The following is a 357-nucleotide window of genomic DNA, read 5'->3' as shown; positions in this document are numbered from 1 at the left end:
GTCGTGATGACGTTGTCGGCCGAGTCGCCGCTGCTGGAGTTCTTCAGGCGGTACGCGCTGCCGTCCGGCGCCAGCAGATCGACGACCAGGTCGCCGCGCCAGGTGTGCTTGATGTCGACGCCCACCTGAAGGGCGGCCGGGGCGTTGCCCGTCCGTCCGGTGACCGCGATCGACGAGGTCACCGCGGCTCCCGCGTCCGGGATGGCGACATCGTCGGTGTTGCTGAACACGCCTTCGCCGGTGGGCGGTTCGCCGCTGTCGGAGGACAGGGTCCAGATCGCGTGGGCGGCGGCGTCGCTGTTGCGGTCCAGGGCGGTGTCGTTGATGTTGCTCAGGCTGTCGCAGGACGAGTGGTAG

General features: G+C 69.5%; 1 protein-coding gene. It reads right to left on the bottom strand.

Annotated elements, in window-relative coordinates; all coding sequences use genetic code 11:
* Window positions 1-357: proprotein convertase P-domain-containing protein (locus AB0C16_RS41045; RefSeq protein ID WP_357691642.1), on the bottom strand; the 357-nt coding region annotated here is incomplete at both ends.

It is taken from the genome of Nonomuraea sp. NPDC048916 (assembly GCF_040649575.1).
Taxonomy (GTDB): Bacteria; Actinomycetota; Actinomycetes; order Streptosporangiales; family Streptosporangiaceae; genus Nonomuraea.
This window is presented reverse-complemented; position numbering and strand designations above follow the sequence as displayed.